Genomic DNA, 15237 nt, shown 5'->3' on the forward strand with positions numbered 1-15237 from the left:
GCTAGCTACGAGGCGGCTTGGCCCCTACCCCGACCGGACTTTCACCGGCTAGTTGTACCCAGCTTTGCTAGGCGCGCACGGACCCAGATGCCGTTATTTCACGCCAAACGGCCCTCCGCAAAATCGTAACGGACCGTAGCGACCTTATTCCATCAAATCGGAGCGTGAAATAGGCTAATTCGTGCCAATAGCGTCTCTAGTGTCCGTTAGAGCCGTAATTAAGCCCGATTCACGGAAATAAGAGCATCTCGGTCCGTTAAATGGCGCTGAAGCCGGTTACCGGATTTATGAGCAACCCGGTTCGCTCGAGCCGGGTTGCCGTTCGGTCGAGCGGCTTCATCGGCCAACAACCAAAACGTAGCCGTCTTCCCCCGAACAGAGCTGCTCCAACAACAAACTCCCCTCGCGGCGGACAGGTCGAACCTGTGACTGTCGCCGCGAGGGGAGTTTTTTACTCCATATCCCTTCAACCCTTACCCTTCAACCTTCAACCTTCACGCGTCTGCCGCTCTCGAACGATTGCACGGCCGCTTCCGCGATCAGCAGCGCCCGGTAGCCGGCATGCGCATGGATGGGCGGCTGCCGCTTCTCTCGCAGAGCCGCAAGCAGGGCATCGACGTGCTTATCGAACGTACGGTGGAAATCCCGTTCCTCGTCGTTGAAGTAGCCCGCTTCCCAGCTTTCCCCGATTTCGCTGCCGGACGCGTGGAAGGTGTACCGCTTCACCGTATCGTGAATGACGGAACGGCCTTTGGTGCCGTCGAGCTCGACGCGATGCGTGTCCGGGTAGGCGTAAGAGGAATCATAAGTGCCGATCAGGCTGCCTACCGCGCCGCTCGCGAACCGCAGGGCGATCGACAGCGTCCGGTAGCCGCCCCCCGTTTTGTCCGTCATCTCCGCCATGACCGATTCGATCGGCCCGCACAGGTGTTCCAGCATATCGAATCCGTGGCATTGCGTCTCGATCAGGTTCGCGTGCGGATGACCGGCCCCGCCTTCGCCGCCGAACCGCCAGGAGGCGAACGTCAGATCGCCGAGCCGGCCGGCCTGAATCGCTTCATGGGCGAGCTGCACCGGCTTGGCGTAGCGATGATTGAAATTGATGGCGAAGAAGACGTTCCGTTTCGCCGCTTCGTTCATCAGCGCGTTGGCCTCCCGAAGGTCGAAGACGAGCGGCTTCTCCACCAGCAGGGGAACCCCCGCCCGAATGACCTGAAGGGTCGCTTCGAAATGCCCTTGATTCGGCAGGCACAGGCTGACCAAATCCGGCGCTTCCTTCGTCAGCATCTCCTCGATGCTCACGTAAGCCCTCGCGCCGTACTCCGCGGCCCTCTCCCGCGTCTTCTCCGGATTTCTTCCGACGAGCGCGCAGAAGTCGACGTCCGGCCTCGTCGCGAAAATGCGCGCATGCTGCTGTCCCCAGCTTCCCGCGCTATTGAAGCCTGCCGACAGTCCGCGGCGATTCGCCGAACCGCCGGCTCCGACGAGCGCGAGTTTCACTTTGCCCGGCTCGCTCATTGCTCGATGATCACCTTGCCCGTATCGCCCTTGAAGAACAGCTCATACGCCTCCTGAATGCCGTCCGGGCCATAGCGGTGCGTAATGATTTGGCTGAGGTACGGCAAATGCCGCTTGATGAGGCGGTGATTAAGCTCCAGCTCGTCGTATTGAAAATATTCGCTGCCGAGCACTGCGCGTTCCGTCGCGATCAGGTCGCCCGACACCTGCAGATTCAGCTCCTGTCCATGGCCGACGCAGACGAGCACGCCCCGTTGGTTCAAGGCGTCCAGCGCGCTCTGGCGTCCCGCCGTCTTGCCGCTCGTATCGATGGCGATGTCGACGCCGGTAAGGCCGGCCTGCCGGATAGCCTCCTTCACGTTGCCGCCCGCGAGCTGGACGGGAATCGCTCCCATCTTCTCGGCGAGGTCGAGACGGTATTGCACGTAATCCATAACGAAGACCGGCGTCTCTTCGCCGAGCAGCAGCTTCGCCATCGCCAGCACGCCGAGTCCGATCGGACCCGCCCCCGCGACGAGAACCGAGCCGATGTCGCCGTGCACGAGCTGCGCCCGCTTGATCGCGTGCCCGCCCGTCCCCATAATATCGAGGAGCATCGTCGCTTCCGTAAGCGGAATGGACGGATCGACCGCGAAGAACACGTTCTCGTTCACGACCATGTACGGGCCGTAGCCGCCGTCGTGCGAGAAGCCGTAATCCGCCCGTTTGCCGAGGCACTGGTTCGTGAAGCCCAGCTTGCAGCTGCGGCATTCGCCGCAGAAATCCATCAAGAATACGACGCCCGGCGTTCCGACGGCCGTCTTCGCTCCCGGCCCCGCCGCCGCGACGATTCCGGAAGCTTCATGCCCCGGCGTCGTCTTCGTTCCGTCATAAAATTGGCTCCGATCGGAACCGCATAACGCGTTCGCCTTCACTTCCAATAACAATTGGCCCGGGCCCGGCCGAGGCACCGGCTTCTCCCCGTACTCGATCTTCCCCTGTCCCGCGAACAGCGGCACCGTCATCGTTTGCGGCACCTGTTTCACTGTCGTCATTCGTTTCCTTCCTCCCCATGCTTACGTTATGCGACAACATTAATGGTAACATTATCGTTAATGTTAAGGTATCATTATCCTTCGACGGCTGTCAACTCATTTTTGAAGATCCGGCCCTAGGCGTGACTGCGCGTGCTTTCCCGCAAAATAAGCCGGGTTTCGACCGTTTCGTGATACCGGTTCCCGCTCTTCGGATTATTGATTTTGTTCAGCAAAATATCGAGCGCCCTGCGCGACATCTTGCTCTTGGAATTGCTGATCGACGACAAGGAGAACGGAAAGAAGTTCCGCGACTGAATGTTGTCGAAGCCGATGACGGCATAATCTTCCGGCACCCGGTGTCCCATCTTCCGCAGCATGTAGATCGCTTCCCACGCGAACACGTCGTTGAACGCAAAAATAGCGGTGAAGCCGGCGTCCTCCGCCGCAAGGTCCTTCACCGTCTTCCTTGCGTCTCCCGTCAATACCCCGTTCTCCGTAATGAGCTTGCTTACGACCGGGATGCCGCGCTCCTTCAAGGCGTGCTTGTACCCCGCGAGCCGCTCCCTGGCGCTTGAGATGCGCGACGGACCGTTCAGCAGCAGAATCTTCTCGTGGCCGTTCTCGAGCAGATGGCGCGTCGCCAGATAGCCCCCGTTAAAATCGTCGCTGATCACATAATCGAAATCCGTCTCGCCCTCGAAGCGCCGGCCGAGCAGGACGAATGGAACCCCGTTCCGCTGAATGAAACGGATGTTATCCGGGCTGTGCTGCGCCGGGCAAATAATGATGCCGTCGACGTTTTTGCCGATCGCGGTGTAGATGGCCCGCTCCTCCAGCTCGTTGTCTTCTTCCGTATTCAGCACGATAATCGTATAGTTATGCTTCCTTGCGGCCTTCTCGATATCTTTGACCATAATGGCGAAGTGAGGGTTCGCGACGTCGCCGACGATGACGGCGATCGTTCGCGTCAGCCCCGACCGGAGGGAGCCGGCCAAGGAATTGCCGACATAGCCCATTTCCTTCGCGACGCCTTGAATCATCTTCCGCGTCGCTTCGGCGATGTCCTCTTTGTCCTTGAGCGCTCTCGATACCGTATTGACCGACAGCCCGGTCGCTTGCGCGATGTCTTTTAGCGTAATTTTCTTTCCGTCCATTTCCACTCTTCTCCTCGACCAAGATCGATGCCATTTGCTGACAATATCGTTAATGCTGGAAGCATATCATGTTACTTTCCCTCCGTCAATCATGGCCAAACGGCGTGACTCAGCCCCATGCCACCGCACGGCGCAGCGCCTCGGCCACGCCGACGACCGCGTGCGCCGCCACCCTCCTCACCGCTTCGTCGGCGTCCTCCATCGCGAAGCTGTGAGGCGTTGCCCGGAACATCGCGAGGTCGTTATAGGAATCGCCGATGCAGGCCGTCTCCCCGCTTCCGATGCCGAGACGGCTCATTAACGAGCGCAAGGCGGCCCCTTTATGAACGCCCGCCGGCATCACGTCGACCCCGTCCGGATCGGAGAACGAAGCCGTCACGCTCTCCCCGTAGGCGTCCGCCAAATCCCGCAGCAGCCGCTCGAGCCTTCCGACTTCGCCGTATACCGAAAATTTCGTCGCGCGAAACTTCCCGTCGCAGACCGAGTCGCGCAAGCCCCCGTCCTCGATCGGCGGCGTTAGAAACCGCCGGCCGACCCGCTCGGCCGGCTCGTTCATATCCAGGACGAAGTTTCCGTCCGCGGCGCAGACGACCGGCACCAGGCCGGGCGCGTGGACGAAATCGAACAACGACGACGCCAGCGCGCGATCGAAGCGATACGCGTGCAGCAGCTCCCCCGCATCGCTGTATACGGACGCGCCATTTTGGCATATTGCGTAACAGGGCCTCCCAAGCCGCTCCATGACAAGCTTAATTTCGTCATACATTCGTCCGGAGGCGAGACACACGGTCATCCCGCCGTCGATGGCCTGCCTGACGGCCTCGACGTCCCTCGCCTCGATTTCCTTCCGCCTGTTCATCAGCGTGCCGTCGATATCGCTCGCAAACAAACGTATCATAGCCGCATTCCTCCCCTCGCCCTTACCCTTTGACGCCGGACATCACGATACCTTCCACGAAATATTTCTGCCCGAGGAAGAAGACGACAATGGCCGGTAGAACGACCATTGTCGTAGCCGCCATCATTAAGTGCCACTGCGCGTTGTACATCCCCTTGAACAGCTGCAAGCCGAGCGCCAGCGTAAACTTCGCTTCGTCGTTCAAATAAATAAGCGGTCCGAGGAAGTCGTTCCAGCCGTTCAGGAAGGAGAACAGGCCGACGACGATCAAAGCCGGCTTCGCGAGCGGGAACATGATATGGGTGAAGATCCGAATGTAGCCGGCCCCGTCCACCAGCGCCGCTTCGTCGAGATCCTTCGGGATCGTCAGCAGAAACTGCCGGATCAGGAAGACGTTGAACGCCCCGCCGCCGAACCATGCCGGCACGGTCAGCGGCACGATCGTATTGACCGCGCCGAGCGACGACCATCCGAGGAAGACGGGAATGAGCGTGACCGCTCCCGGCAGCATCATGCTGGTCAAGATGATCATGAAGACGACGTTTCGGCCCGGCCACCGAAGCCTGGCGAACGCATAGGCGCACACCGCGCTCGTCAGCACGACGCCTGTGACCTCCAGCACGACGATGAGCGACGTATTCAGAAAGTAGCGCCCGAACGGGAGAACGGTCAGCGCTTCCGAATAGTTGCCGAATTGGAACGGCGAAGGAATCCAGACCGGCGGGGTTTCGTAAATTTGCGACATTTGCATGAGCGAGCTTCGGATCAGCCAGAGGAAGGGGAAGAGGCAGAAGCACGATAGCACGATCAATAAAGCGTACAAAGCAAGCTTCGTTTTTTTCGAGCGGATCATCGTTTCCCCTCCTCGTTCTCGTTGAACACCCACAGGTTCGACGATTTGAACACCAGCAGCGTCATCGCCAAAATAATGACGAACAGCACCCAGGCGATGGCCGACGCGCTTCCCATTCTGAAGTTGTCGAACGCTTCCCGGTATAAATAATAGGAATAGAAGAGCGTGGCGTTATTCGGTCCGCCCTGGGTCATAATGTACGCCTGGCCGAAAATTTGAAACCCGCCGATGAGACCCATGACCGTGTTGAAGAAAATGGTCGGCGTCATGAGCGGAATCGTAACGTACAGCAGCCTGTGCCGGGCCTTGCCCCCGTCCACCTCCACCGCTTCGTACAAGTGCCGCGGAACCCCCTGCAGACCGGCGAGGAAAATGACCGTCGTGCCGCCGATCGTCCACAGGCTCATCAAGACGAGGGAAGGAACGGCCATCCGCTCCGAATAAATCCATTGCGACGTCGGAAGCCCGAGCATCTCCAGAATCTGATTGAACAAGCCGATGTCCGGGTTGAGCAGCCACAAGAACAGCACGGACGAGGCCACGACCGGCACGATCGTCGGAAGATAGAAGATCGTCCGGAAGATCGATCTCCCTTGGATGTTCTGATTGAGCAGCAGCGCCATGAGGAACGAACACACGATCTGCAGAGGCACGCCGAGCAGCACGTAATACGCCGTTACCCCGAGCGATTTATAAAAAAAAGGATCCGTCCCGTCGAACAAATTGCGGTAATTGGCAAGTCCGACGAAATTCATTCGGCTGATCACGTTATAATCGGTAAAGCTGAAAATAAAGCTTGCGATCATCGGCCCCAATACAAAGATCAGGAAGCCGAGGATAACGGGCGAGGCGAGCAGATAGCCGTACAGCGCCTCTTTCTTTCTCCTGTTCTTGAACGACGATGCCGGATTGCCCGCCCGGGCTGCAGCTTCGGTCAAGGACGCCACCTTCTTTCTTCATCGCGTTGGAGCGGCCAATCGGAACGATTAACCGCTCCCGAGTCTACCTACCTGTTATACACGCCTTTCAGGACGGCCTCGACCTTCGGCTTGACGTCGCCGAGCGCCTGCTCCGCCGTCTGCTTGCCTTGCCAGATCAGATCGAACGCCGGCTGCAGCACCGAATTGATTTCCGGCACGTTTCTCACGTAATAGACCGTATTTTGGAAGCCGTTGTTGAAGCCGTTGTTCAGGATCGCGTCGACGTATCCCTCGGGATGCGCCGAATTGCCCTGCGCCCACTTCGCGATCAGCTCCGGATCCTCGTACCACTTCTTCAGAACGGGCATCCACAAGCCGCTCGACTGAAGCTCCAGCGTATTCTCGGGATTCATCATCCATTTAAGCAGCAGCCACGCCTCCTGCGGGTGCTTCGTATCCTTGAAGATGACGATCGGCTCGCCCAGATTCATCGTCTTCATCTGCTTCATGACCGGGAGCACCCCGATGCCGAAGTCGAGCCCCGACGCGCCGAGATCGACGAGCGTCCACTGGCCGTCCATCGAGATCGCGAACTTCTTGCTTTGCAGCCCGGTCGCGCCGCCGGGGAAGGAGGCGGACTGGGTCGGCGTCGGCGCCACGTGGTATTTGTAGATCAGATCCTGCCAACGCTGAATCGCCTCGACCGCCTCCGGCTCCGAGAGCATGAACTGCGTGCCGTCCTCGTTTACGAACTTCCCGCCGTTGCTCTCGACGGCGTTCATGTAAGCCCAAGTCGGCAGACTGATGCCGAACTGCTTGATCTTCCCGGGATCGAAAGCCGGATCGAGCGCGTTGCGGCCGCCGCTGTCAATCGTCAGCCTTTGCGCGACTTCGACGAACTCTTCCCAGGACAGCGCCTCCTCCGCCTTGGTCGGAAGCGGCTCGACGCCCAGCTCCTCGAACATGGCCTTGTTGTAGAAAAGCCCGAACACCTCGAGCGCGCCGTTAATGCCCGCAAGCTTGCCCTCGTCCCACCAATATTGGGTGTTCTCCAAAACGTCCGTCAGCTGGATTTCCGAATCGTTATCGAAGAAGTCCTTTATATTGTATAACCTTCCTTCCTCGGCCCACTTCATCGTATCCTCCCCGTACAGGAGCCCGATGTCGGGCGTCTCGCCGCTTACGGCCATCGTTTGGAGCTTCGTCGTATACTCCTCCGGGATATGCTGCGCCTTGACCGTGATCCAAGGATATTTCTTCATAAATCCTTTAATGGCCGCTTCCTGCACCTTCTTCTCGTTCGGGCTGCCCCAGAAGGTGTATTTGATCGTGACCGGCTCCTGCTTGCCGCTGCCCGCCTCGCTTGCGTTATCCGGCGCGTTCGCGCCCGACCGGCCGTTATTCGCGCCGTTGCCGCTGCATGCGGCGACGACGAGGGCGATGACCGCCAGCATCAAATAAGCTTTTATCGTCTTCATCCCGATTAGCCCCTTTCCTATCTCTTTTATCGATAACATTAACGTTAATGCCAAAGCGATAATGAAAAGTGCTTCCAAGGTAGACAGCACTTTTCACGATATGAGCGTATTCATTCGGTCCCTTAGTTCGAGCCGTCCGGGCCTGCGGGAACTTTGCGGTAGAGGCGGTTCTCCCATCCTTCGAGCCCGCTCGGCTTCTCGTATTGCAGCCAAATGTTCATCGCGCCTCGCGACCGGTTGTTCCAGTACGGATACGGAATGGCGAGAAGCTCGTCGTTATCCGCGTCCTGCGTGCGGACGATGACGGCGCCGTCGAAGAAGTCCTTCACGAACTCCGTCTCGAACGCGGGCCGCTCCGGCAGCTGCCGCTTCAGACCCTTGCCTTTGTTCAGCGACTCCCGGGTATACTGCGCCATGCCGCGCTTGATCGCGTACCGCTCGTTATCCATCGACTCGAGGCAGTAAAGCATCGGTCCCCGCTTGATGGCGACCTTATTCGCATGGGTCGTCACGTTCGGATGGGCTTCGATCAGATCGACGGGCATATCCAGCTCGAGCCGGATGACGTCGCCCGGCGTCCACTGTCTCTCGAGGACGGCATACCCATTGTCGACGCGGTATTCCGCCGCTTCGCCATTCACGCGGATGACGTGCTTCCCGCACCATCCCGGAATGCGCAGCCTCACCTGGAAACGGGCCTCCCGCTCCGGACTGACCGATAGGTCGACCGAGCCGTCCCACGGATACGCGGTCCGCTGCGCCAGCTTGACGCCCATGCCCCCGATCTCCATGCCGGCTTCGCCTTCGATATACAGATTGACGAACGCCCCGCCTTCGTCGCATGCGTAGATGAACGCGGACAGCTCCGGCAGCATCTTCACGATCATCGGCGGGCAGCAAGGGCAGCTGTGCCATTCCCAGCGGTTATGGCCGCCGTTGCTGACGAGCGGATTTTCATAAAAATATTTGTGCCCGTTCATCGAGCGTCCGGCCAGCAAAATGTTATAGACGATATTCTCGAGCGCATCGATATACCGGCCCTCGCCCGTCGCCAAAAACAGGTTCCAGCTAAAATACCCCATCCCCACGGCGGCGCATGTTTCCAGATAGCCGTTGTCCGGCAGTTCGTAGTCGCGCCCGAATTTTTCTTCCTCGTGCACGGCGCCTACCCCTCCGCTAATATGCGATTTCCGGTACGCGATATTGTCCCACAGCTTCTTGGCCGTCTCCAAATAATTCTCCTGCCCGGTCGCCAGATGGAGCGCGGTCAGCCCCGTGTACAGCAGCGTCGCGCGGACGGCGTGGCCCACGGCTTCATCCTGCTCCAAGACCGGTTTGTGATCCTGCGCGTATTCGCCCCAGGCAGGCCGATCCTCGAAGCGGCCGCGATTGCCGATCCAGAACGTGACCAGCTCCAAATAGGCTTGCGCTTCGAAAGGGACGTTCATGGCGCCTGCGAGCTCCGGCTCGTCGACGGCGAGCTGATGCAGCTTCAGCAGCGCCTCTTCCGGCAGCGAATGCGCGGGCACGATGTTCCGCTTCGGCGGAGGACCCATCAGTTCGCTCATATGGTTCGCGAACCTTACGGCGACTACGAGCAGCGTCGTTTTGCCCGTCGCTTTGTAGTGATGGACGCCGGCTTCCACCAGGCAGCCCGCATTATAGACGTCGTGCTGCCAGCGCAGATTGCCCCCGTTATCGCCCCACCGCTGATTCGGCCGGTCGAGCAGCGTGTAGGTGTTTATGTAGCCGTCGCCTACGGCTCTCTGCGCCCGGGCTACTTTCTCGATGATGGCGTCGACCCGCCGGTCGAGCGCTTCGTCGCGGCGAACGGCCAGAATGTCCGATATGCCCCGGATCGTCTCGTAGATCAGGCCGTCGAACCAAGGCTCCCCGGAATGGTAGCCGCCCTTTCCCTCGCTCACGAAATCGAAATTCCGCAGCGCCCCGTCGCTTTCAAACTTGTTCAGCACGTCATGCGCCGTTACGTTCCGAAGCACTTCCAGCTTCGGCGACCAAAATCCGTCGGTTATCGTCGCCGCGCCTACGGGCAGATTCCGAATCCGCTGGTGCTTGAACGTCGTCGTCGAATTCCCGCCCTTGACCGCACCGCTGTTTAGCACGTTAAACACTCCTTTGCCGAATCGTTAAGACGATTAAGAAACCGCTTTCCATAATACCTAATCATAATGACCGATCCTCCCCTTTGTCTCGTTTAACGTAATATTAATGATAACATTAACGTTAATGTAAAAATACCACCGGACAGGCCGTCATGTCAACCGTAAGTTTGAAAGCGTTCAAAAAAAGCCGGACGAACGCAAGGATTCGCTCCCGCGCCCGCCCGGCTTCCTGTTAAGCCGTCGCTGCCGAACGGCAATCAACTGCTGCATGCGCCATCCTTATGTTTTGGCTCAACCGACATGATGCAGCTTATCCGGGTTTCGAATGATGTACACGTTCCGGATCCGGTCTCCCTCTGCATGCAGCATGGCCACCGTATGAACGCCTTCCTTCGAACGGAGCATAACGCCTGGCTGCCCGTTGATCGAGCCAAGCTCGATCAGGGGGATTCCTTCTACAATAGAAGCAGTGCGAAGCGAGCCGAGCAGGAGGTTCGCCACGCGCTCCGGCATGATGATCGGATTGATGGCGGCGGACACTTTGCCTCCCCCGTCGGCGACGAGCACGACGTCTTGATCGAGCATGGACAAGATCCGGTTCAAATCGCCTTGTTTGAGCGCCTCGACGAAGGCGCGCGCCCACTCGCGGTCGTCGCCTTCCGGGCGAACGGCCTCCTCGGACGCGATCCCCATCTTCGATCTCGCGCGGCTGAGCAGCTTCCGGCAGTTCACTTCGCTTTTGTCGATAAGATCGGCGATTTCCTTAAAATCGAAGCCCAGCGCCTCGCGAAGGACGAATACCGTCCGTTCCGCCGGGGATAGCCGCTCAAGGAGCACCAGCGTCGCGTAAGACAAGAGATCGTCCCGAACGACCGCCTCCATCCCGTCATCCTCCGAGCTTAAATACGGCTCCGGCAGCCATTCTCCTACGTACTGCTCCCGCTTCCTGCGTGCCGACTTATACAAATCCTTGCAGCGATTGGCGACCATTTTGCATAAATAGGCCTTCGGCTGGGCCAGCTTCTCGGGCGGAACGTCATACGCCTTCAAAAAAACGTCCTGCACGACATCCTCCGCATCGGATACCGATCCGGTCAGTTGGTAAGCGAGATTAAACAACAGTCCTCTATATTGGTCGTACAATTGTTGCATCGGTATCATTCCTTCCCATTTGTTGTCTTGATCGCTTAAGCATATACGCATTCCATATCTAGACAAGATAAAGCGCCGGGATGTGACAGCTTTATCGATTTGAAGTAAACCGCACCACATTCAGAGTATGAATTGTCACCTGCTGACAAAAAATACATGGAAACTGATTTTTGTGGAGTGGTTTTCATGAATAACTTTAGAAGCAAATATAGAAATCGTTATTATCTTGCCAATGTGACTCCGTTCGGTACAATCCAGCTTCACCAGCGGAATCCGCTTATCATTGCGCTATGGTCCGTAGCGTTTCCTGGATTCGGCCACTTCCTGATACACAAATTTTTCACTGGCTTTGCCTTGTTTTTTTGGGAATTTTATATCAACCAATTAACGCACCTTAATACAGCCATCATGTATTCTTTTAACGGCAATATAACCGAAGCAAAGGCTGTATTAAATGAAAAGTATATATACCTCTATATACCGGTTTATTTATTTGCAATTTGGGACAGTTACCGAACTGCAGTCGATGAAAATAAGCTTTATCTGCTCGCGAAGAGGGAACACGCCCACTACCCGAATTTCTCGGTGAGCCCCTTCGAGATGAACTATTTGGACAAGAAAAAGCCATGGATCGCTCTGGTTTGGGCGATGACCGTCCCAAGTCTCGGACAACTTTATATCCATCGGATCATTTCAGCCATTTTGACGCTGTTAATGACCATGCTTATTGTCATTTATTCGAATATGATCGAAAGCCTCCATTACTTTTTGCTGGGAAATCTCTCTAAAGCGAAAGAAGTTATCGGAGCCCAGTGGTTCCTTTACTTTCCATCGATTTACTTCTTTGGCATGTACGATTCCTACGCAAATGCCGTAGAGCTAACCAAGCTGTTTGACTTGGAACAAACGGAATATTTGAAAAGAAATTATCAATCGCCAAATTTTGTATTGCATAAAGGAGAAAAAATGTAATGGGCGTTCAGTTCTTCTCTACCTTTCAGCATTCGCATTACGTCGAGCTTGCCATAAGCAAATTGAAAGAAAACGATGTCGCCGACATTTACGCTGTTCCGCTCGACAATCGTACGTTGGATATGAAGCTGATCGATACGATGCACGGTACAGACGGAACCTCGTTAGTCGATATTGGGCTTGTACTGGCCATGATGGGCGGGACGATTGGGGTAGCAAGAGGATTTGTTCTCCAATGGGGTCCGGTTTTTTGGGGGCTAATCGGAGCGGCTGGCGGTTTTGCTATCGGTTTTGTATTCGATTTTATCAAGAATCTTATTAAACGAAAAAAGATCAGAACGGCGAAGACCAAACACGGTGAAGTTATATTAATTGTGCAGTGTACAAATGAGCAGTCCCCGTTCGTGGAGCAAACGCTATGGAGTAACTTGGCACTGGGAGTTGCCAAAACACGAATGCAAACCGCCCGATTCGAGGCAGCTGCCGGCGATCCAATTAATCTTCCGCCGCGGGGGTGACACCGCCTCCCCACATTTATCCCCGTCTTATTCATGAAGTTAATAGGCATGCTTCTGCCCTTTCGCTTTAATGTCAATCTTCAGTCTAGACCATTGTCGGGGCTCCGTCACCTGCCGAGGTCTATTCCGAATCGCCGCGTTCTCCGATACAATATAGCCATATTTGTCGGAGGAGCGATCGGCCATGACTTACGAACGGAACGTGCTCATTGAAATCGCCGCCTGGGAGCGGAAGCTGTTCAAGCCGCCCGGATGGCTGGAGAGAACATCGAAGACGATCGGTGCGCGAATTAACAACCTGATTCCGCCCAAGGTGCATGACGTCATCACGGCAACCATCAAATCGATCGTGCGTACGGCGCTGCTCGGCGCGGAATATACGCCCCAGAGACCCGTGCAGCGGAATCTCCAGCCGGAACTCGACGATCAAGAGGCGAAGCGGCTGTTGTCCTTATACCAAAAAATCGCGACTGCCGAAGGGGCGGGCACCGGAGCGGGCGGCATTATGCTTAACCTCGTGGACTTCCCCGCGCTAATCGCGATCAAGATGAAATTTCTGTTTGAACTGGCTCATGTTTACGGATATGACACGAAGCAGTTTTCCGAGCGGGTTTTCGTGCTCAAGGTATTTCAATTGGCGTTCTCCGGGCCCGAACAACGCGCCAAGCTGCTCGGCTTGATTAAGCGTTGGGATGCCGAAAAGGAGCTGTGGTCCGACGAGTATTCCAAAAACATGGATTGGGAGACGTTCCAGAAGGAATACCGCGACGCCATCGACTTTCGGAAATTGCTGCAGATGGTGCCGGGGATTGGAGCGGTGGCTGGCGCTTGGGCGAATTACACCATTCTCGAGGAGCTTGGCGAAGCCGCAATGAACGCTTATCGGCTGCGAAGATTGAACGGGGGCGAATGAATCCGGGGGTCAATCGCCTCCGCCTCCGCTGCCTCCGCCGTCGCAGCCGCCATCGGAGTTTCCGGAGTCGGCATAGGCGACCGAAGATCCGCCGTCTCCCCCGCTTCTGTGGCGCATAGGGCCGGACTTCGGGGCCGTCTTCGCGGAAATGACGCCCCACCCGATCATAATAAAGATGAGAATAACAAACAGGGCAAGCAGCATTCGCATCCACTCCTTTTTGGTTGTAAGGTAAGCGTAACATGCAATTGTTACGTTAACGTAAATTCAGCGCCATAATTGCGTAAATTTTCAGACAATTTTAAAAAAGGCAACCAACCGTTCATTGAACTGCACCCCATTTGTTAGACACGACTAACAATGGATGAGCAGTTCATCATCCGGTCGGCTGCCTTTTCGTATTGGTTCAGGATTCGTTCGCCGCTAGCGATCAGGAGCCTAACGGGATCGGGACAAGCTTCCACTGTACGTTGGCGTTCGTATACGAGCTGCTGGTCAATCGGACGAGCCAGTCCTCTTCCGTCTTCGAATGCAGACGATAACCGTTCGCTTTGTTGTCGATGAACTGCCACGTTCCGTTGTCCCGTAAACGATTAGTCGCGGCCCGCCATAAGCTCGTATTCCGCGCATGCCTGGAGGAAGGCGCCAAGTCCCTTCTGGTCGTTCGTTATAATCGGCTCGCTGATGTAATAAGCGTACGTGCCGTCGCGGCGGGACGAGCCGCCGAGCCCGGCCACTTGGCATGTTTTGTTCAGATTGACCCAGCCTTCCTTCGTCTCCAGCACGAATTCCTCGATCAGACCGTTGTACGCGCGCGCCAGCGTCTCCCGCCATTCGGCGGGCAACACGCCGAGCCGGATGCCTTTGGCTATCGCATACGCGATCATGCTGGAGGCGGAAGCCTCCAAATAATTGCCTTTGCGTCCTCCGGCGTCGACGACTTGATGCCAGACGCCCGACGCCGCATCCTGATAGCTCCTTAACGCCGTTAACGTATCGGTCAAGATACGCGCCAGCTCCGGATAATCCCGATGGTCCGCCGGGAACAGCTCCAGCACGTCGGCCAGCGCCATGACGAACCAGCCGAGCGATCGTCCCCAGAAATTCGGCGACCGGCCGGTCTTGCGATCGCACCATGGCTGCGCCCGCTTCTCGTCCCAGGCATGGTACAGCAAGCCGGTCTTAGGATCCTTCGTATGGCGCTCGCACACGATGAACTGCCGGGCAACGTCCTCCAGCCCGCCATCCGGCTCGTAGGAGAGCAAATATTCCAAATAGAAAGGAGCGCCCATGTACAGGCCGTCCAGCCAGATTTGATAAGGATAGATCTGCTTATGCCAGAACGCTCCCTCCGACGTTCTCGGATGCCGCTTCAGCTGCTCCCTCAGCAGGCCGGCCGCTTTGCGGTATTTGTCCTCGCCCGTCTTCTTGTGAAGGGCGAACAGCAGCTTGCCGCTGTTCAGATGGTCGATATTGAATTCGTCCTGCCGGTATCCGCGGATGGAGCCGTCCTCTTGAACGAACGGGGCCACATTCTCCTCGATGTACCGGAAATACTTCTCGTCCCCCGTCGCCTTCCACAAGCGCTCGAACCCCTTCAGAATGACGCCGTAATCGTAGGACCATCTGCCGTTGTAGCCATGGTCTTCGTACAGCCTGGGCGTTCTCTCCATGATGGAGAGGGCCGTCCTTGCCGCCCACTGCGATTGCTCCAAATGGTAT

14 protein-coding genes are annotated in these 15237 nt (G+C 56.9%); 3 read left to right on the forward strand and 11 right to left on the reverse strand.

Going from position 1 to position 15237, the window contains the following annotated elements:
- Positions 1–480 precede the first annotated feature (480 nt).
- The 9 genes from IDH41_RS24070 to sigJ form a co-directional block, all read right to left on the reverse strand.
- A complete protein-coding gene (locus tag IDH41_RS24070) occupies positions 481–1518 on the reverse strand; it encodes a Gfo/Idh/MocA family protein (protein WP_190865683.1) in 1038 nt (345 codons plus the stop codon).
- Positions 1515–2552, reverse strand: a complete 1038-nt coding sequence (locus IDH41_RS24075; protein WP_190865685.1) for a zinc-dependent alcohol dehydrogenase family protein — start codon at positions 2550–2552, stop codon at positions 1515–1517. The genes IDH41_RS24070 and IDH41_RS24075 overlap by 4 nt, the downstream gene beginning before the upstream one ends.
- 116 nt (positions 2553–2668) lie before the next feature.
- A complete protein-coding gene (locus tag IDH41_RS24080; protein WP_190865687.1) occupies positions 2669–3688 on the reverse strand; it encodes a LacI family DNA-binding transcriptional regulator in 1020 nt (339 codons plus the stop codon).
- A 109-nt stretch (positions 3689–3797) separates the two neighbouring features.
- On the reverse strand, positions 3798–4586 hold the full coding sequence (locus IDH41_RS24085; protein WP_190865690.1) for an HAD family hydrolase: 789 nt from the start codon (positions 4584–4586) through the stop codon (positions 3798–3800).
- A gap of 22 nt (positions 4587–4608) precedes the next feature.
- On the reverse strand, positions 4609–5439 hold the full coding sequence (locus tag IDH41_RS24090) for a carbohydrate ABC transporter permease (protein WP_190865691.1): 831 nt from the start codon (positions 5437–5439) through the stop codon (positions 4609–4611).
- Positions 5436–6377 (reverse strand): carbohydrate ABC transporter permease, encoded by a 942-nt coding sequence (locus IDH41_RS24095; protein ID WP_397328505.1) that lies wholly within the window; start codon positions 6375–6377, stop codon positions 5436–5438. The genes IDH41_RS24090 and IDH41_RS24095 overlap by 4 nt, the downstream gene beginning before the upstream one ends.
- Before the next feature lie 68 nt (positions 6378–6445).
- Positions 6446–7837, reverse strand: coding sequence for an ABC transporter substrate-binding protein (locus tag IDH41_RS24100; protein WP_190865693.1), 1392 nt, complete (start codon positions 7835–7837; stop codon positions 6446–6448).
- Between the two features lie 122 nt (positions 7838–7959).
- A complete protein-coding gene (locus IDH41_RS24105; RefSeq protein ID WP_190865695.1) occupies positions 7960–9960 on the reverse strand; it encodes a glycoside hydrolase family 127 protein in 2001 nt (666 codons plus the stop codon).
- 291 nt (positions 9961–10251) lie between these two features.
- A complete protein-coding gene (gene sigJ, locus IDH41_RS24110; RefSeq protein ID WP_190865697.1) occupies positions 10252–11112 on the reverse strand; it encodes an RNA polymerase sigma factor SigJ in 861 nt (286 codons plus the stop codon).
- Positions 11113–11298: 186 nt separating this feature from the next.
- Between sigJ and IDH41_RS24115 the strand changes: the two genes are divergently transcribed.
- The 3 genes from IDH41_RS24115 (at position 11299) to IDH41_RS24125 (ending at position 13515) form a co-directional block, all read left to right on the forward strand.
- Positions 11299–12084, forward strand: coding sequence for a hypothetical protein (locus IDH41_RS24115; RefSeq protein ID WP_190865699.1), 786 nt, complete (start codon positions 11299–11301; stop codon positions 12082–12084).
- A complete protein-coding gene (locus IDH41_RS24120) occupies positions 12084–12602 on the forward strand; it encodes a hypothetical protein (RefSeq protein WP_190865701.1) in 519 nt (172 codons plus the stop codon). Before IDH41_RS24115 ends, IDH41_RS24120 begins: the two co-directional genes overlap by 1 nt.
- 184 nt (positions 12603–12786) lie before the next feature.
- Positions 12787–13515 carry an EcsC family protein gene (locus IDH41_RS24125; protein WP_190865703.1) on the forward strand — a complete coding sequence of 243 codons (729 nt, stop codon included), beginning with the start codon at positions 12787–12789 and terminating at the stop codon, positions 13513–13515.
- A gap of 9 nt (positions 13516–13524) precedes the next feature.
- Here IDH41_RS24125 and IDH41_RS24130 read toward each other — a convergent pair whose 3' ends face one another.
- The gene (locus tag IDH41_RS24130; protein ID WP_190865704.1) at positions 13525–13719 is read right to left on the reverse strand and encodes a hypothetical protein; all 195 of its coding nucleotides are present in this window, start codon (positions 13717–13719) and stop codon (positions 13525–13527) included.
- A 389-nt stretch (positions 13720–14108) separates the two neighbouring features.
- Positions 14109–15230 carry a glycoside hydrolase family 88/105 protein gene (locus IDH41_RS24135; RefSeq protein ID WP_223830022.1) on the reverse strand — a complete coding sequence of 374 codons (1122 nt, stop codon included), beginning with the start codon at positions 15228–15230 and terminating at the stop codon, positions 14109–14111.
- Between the last annotated feature and the right edge of the window lie 7 nt (positions 15231–15237).

Origin of the sequence: Paenibacillus arenilitoris, assembly GCF_014705655.1 — a bacterium.
Classification (GTDB): domain Bacteria; phylum Bacillota; class Bacilli; order Paenibacillales; family Paenibacillaceae; genus Pristimantibacillus; species Pristimantibacillus arenilitoris.

Bases quoted from the DNA above. Each gene is read 5' to 3' on its own strand.
- IDH41_RS24070 (WP_190865683.1), bottom strand. From the start codon at position 1,518: ATGAGCGAGCCGGGCAAAGTGAAACTCGCGCTCGTCGGAGCCGGCGGT.
- IDH41_RS24075 (WP_190865685.1), bottom strand. From the start codon at position 2,552: ATGACGACAGTGAAACAGGTGCCGCAAACGATGACGGTGCCGCTGTTC.
- IDH41_RS24080 (WP_190865687.1), bottom strand. From the start codon at position 3,688: ATGGACGGAAAGAAAATTACGCTAAAAGACATCGCGCAAGCGACCGGG.
- IDH41_RS24085 (WP_190865690.1), bottom strand. From the start codon at position 4,586: ATGATACGTTTGTTTGCGAGCGATATCGACGGCACGCTGATGAACAGG.
- IDH41_RS24090 (WP_190865691.1), bottom strand. From the start codon at position 5,439: ATGATCCGCTCGAAAAAAACGAAGCTTGCTTTGTACGCTTTATTGATC.
- IDH41_RS24100 (WP_190865693.1), bottom strand. From the start codon at position 7,837: ATGAAGACGATAAAAGCTTATTTGATGCTGGCGGTCATCGCCCTCGTC.
- sigJ (WP_190865697.1), bottom strand. From the start codon at position 11,112: ATGCAACAATTGTACGACCAATATAGAGGACTGTTGTTTAATCTCGCT.
- IDH41_RS24115 (WP_190865699.1), top strand. From the start codon at position 11,299: ATGAATAACTTTAGAAGCAAATATAGAAATCGTTATTATCTTGCCAAT.
- IDH41_RS24120 (WP_190865701.1), top strand. From the start codon at position 12,084: ATGGGCGTTCAGTTCTTCTCTACCTTTCAGCATTCGCATTACGTCGAG.
- IDH41_RS24125 (WP_190865703.1), top strand. From the start codon at position 12,787: ATGACTTACGAACGGAACGTGCTCATTGAAATCGCCGCCTGGGAGCGG.
- IDH41_RS24130 (WP_190865704.1), bottom strand. From the start codon at position 13,719: ATGCTGCTTGCCCTGTTTGTTATTCTCATCTTTATTATGATCGGGTGG.